This window comes from Brevundimonas sp. (genome assembly GCF_013823285.1).
In the GTDB taxonomy this organism is placed as follows: domain Bacteria; phylum Pseudomonadota; class Alphaproteobacteria; order Caulobacterales; family Caulobacteraceae; genus Brevundimonas.
In genome coordinates this window covers 1-2,576 of the sequence record NZ_PNLV01000185.1, presented here as the reverse complement: position 1 = coordinate 2,576, position 2,576 = coordinate 1, and the positions used below count along the sequence as shown (strand labels likewise).

Sequence of the window (2,576 nt, the reverse complement as noted above, 5' to 3'; positions counted from 1 at the left end):
CAGCAACCGGGCGGCGTGATTCTTTCAGCGGCGGACTAGCGCCGCCGTTATCGTGCGCCGATATGGAGCCGATGTCTGCTCCCGCCTCCGCTTCGTCCGCCCCGCCGCATCCCGGTCTGGGGTTCCGGGCCTTTGTCGTCACCATCGCCACCCTGATGGCCCTGAACGCCCTGGCCATCGACGCCATGCTGCCGGCCCTGCCGCAGATCGGGTCGGACCTGGGCGTGCTGGCCGACAATGACCGCCAGTGGGTGGTGACCGCCTATCTGCTGGGCTTCGGCGGAGCGCAGATCGTCTATGGGCCGCTGGCCGACCGGTTCGGGCGCAAGCCGCTGCTGCTGATCGGCCTGGGCATCTACACCCTGTTCGGCCTGATCGCGGCCCTGGCGCCCACCTTCGACACCCTGCTGATCGCGCGGGCCCTGCAGGGCGTCGGCGCGGCGGCGCTGCGGGTGCTGGCGGTGTCCATCGTGCGCGACTGCTATTCCGGCCGGACCATGGCCCGGGTCATGTCGCTGGCCTTCATCGTCTTCCTCGGCGTGCCGATCATCGCGCCGAGCCTGGGCCAGCTGGTCCTCTTCTTCGCCGAGTGGCGGGCCATCTTCCTTGTGCTGGGCGCGGCGGGGGCGGCGGGGCTGGTGTGGTGCTTCCTCAAGCTGCCCGAGACCCTGCACCCCGAGTACCGCCTGCCCATCCGGATCAGCCGCATCGCGGCGGGCTTTCGCGAGAGTCTGACCCATCGCCAGGCGGTGGGCTACATGCTGGGCATGATGATGATCACCGGCGCCCTGTTCGGCTTCATCAACTCGGCCCAGCAGATCTTCGCCGACACCTTCGGGCGACCCAACGTGTTCCCCATCGCCTTCGCGGGCATCGCGGGGGCCATCGCCGTGGCCTCGATCCTCAATGCGCGGATGGTGGAGCGCATGGGCATGCGGTTCCTGTCGCACCTGGCCCTGTTCGGCTTCACCGGCATGGCGGCGCTGCACGTGCTGGTGTCGGCCATGGGGCACGAGACCCTGTGGACCTTCATCGCCCTGCAGGCCGCCACCATGCTGTTCTTCGGCCTGGTGCCGGGCAATTTCGGCGCCCTGGCCATGCAGCCGCTGGGCCATATCGCGGGCACGGCGTCCTCGGTACAGGGGCTGATCACCACCGTGGGCGGGGCCCTGATCGGCTTCTTCATCGGCCAGAACTACGACGGCTCGACCCTGCCCCTGTCGGTGGGCTTCGTGGTCTGCGGCCTGGGGGCGCTGGTGTTCGTGCTGTGGGCGGAGAAGGGCAAGCTGTTCCGCCGCCACGACGCGGCCTGACGGCGGGGCGCCCGCCTGCTAAAGGCCCGGCCATGAGCACCGCCTGGCGCAATGCGCTGCACTACATCCTGCTGTTCGGCGCCACCGGCGTCAGCCTGCCGTTCGCCGGTCTGTGGTTCCAGTCCCAGGGGCTGAGCGGGGCCGAGATCGGGACCCTGCTGGCCGCCCCCATGCTGGCGCGGCTGGTGACCGGGCCCATGATCGCGGTCTGGGCCGACGGCTTCGCCCTGCGCCGCACCGCCATCGCCATTCTAAGCGTGGTCGCCGCGCTTGGCTATGGCGCGGCGGGGCTGGTGGAGGGCTTCGCCCTGTGGCTGCCCCTGTGGTTCATCGGGGCCACGGCGGCGGCGGCGGTCATCCCCCTGGCCGACGTGCTGACGCTCAGGGGCGCCGCCCGCGAGGGCTTCACCTTCGCCGCCCCGCGCAGCGCCGGGTCGCTGGCCTTCGTGGCCGCCAATGTGGGCATGGGGGCGCTGCTGCTGCGCGCCTCGCCCGATGTGATCATCGTCTGGATCGCCGCCGCCTGCCTGATCGGCGCGGTGGTCGCCCTGACCGTGCTGCCCGCCGAGCGGGTCCGTGAAGGCGCCGCCCCGCCGAAGCGCGAGCGGTACCGGGGCCTCGGCGCCCTGGTCGCCGACCCGGTGTTCATGACCGCCATCCTGGCCGTGGGCGCCATCCAGGCCACCCACGCCTTCCTGTACGGATTCTCGGCCATCGAGTGGAAGGCGCGGGGCATCCCGGAGTCCATGACCGGCATGCTGTGGGGCTTCAGCGTCATCGCCGAGGTGCTGTTCATGTGGATCGTCGAGCCGTGGCGGCGGCGGCGCGGCATCGGGCCGTGGCTGCTGCTGATGATCGGCGGGGCCGCGGCGGTGGTGCGCTGGGTCGCCCTGGCCTTCATGCCGCCCCTGTGGCTGCTGTGGCCGCTGCAGGCCCTGCACGCGCTCAGCTTCGCCGCCACCTTCCTCGCCGGATTGCAGATCGTCGAGCGCCTCGCCCCGCCCGCCAACCAGACCGCCGCCCAGACCCTGCTGTCGGCCCTGTCCTCCGGCGTCCTGATCGGCCTCGCCACCCTCATGGCCGGCCCGCTGTACGACGCCTACGGCGCGCTGGGCTACCTGGCCATGGCGGTGCTGGCGGGGCTGGGCCTGATCGCCGGCTGGCGCGTGCGGGGGGCGTTGGCCTAGCGCCGCTCATCCCGGCGCGGACAATCCTCCCCCATCGGGGGAGGGGGACCATGCGGAGCATGGTGGAGGGGGCCTA

General features: G+C 71.5%; 2 protein-coding genes. Both read left to right on the top strand.

Translation table 11 applies throughout. The annotated features are described in order from the left end of the window. The first annotated feature begins 71 nt into the window (after positions 1–71). Positions 72–1,313: a multidrug effflux MFS transporter gene (locus tag C0461_RS14230; protein WP_292107948.1), complete on the top strand. Its 1,242-nt coding sequence runs from the start codon at positions 72–74 to the stop codon at positions 1,311–1,313. Positions 1,314–1,345: 32 nt separating this feature from the next. After that, the gene (locus C0461_RS14225) at positions 1,346–2,500 is read left to right on the top strand and encodes an MFS transporter (protein WP_292107946.1); all 1,155 of its coding nucleotides are present in this window, start codon (positions 1,346–1,348) and stop codon (positions 2,498–2,500) included. Positions 2,501–2,576 lie beyond the last annotated feature (76 nt).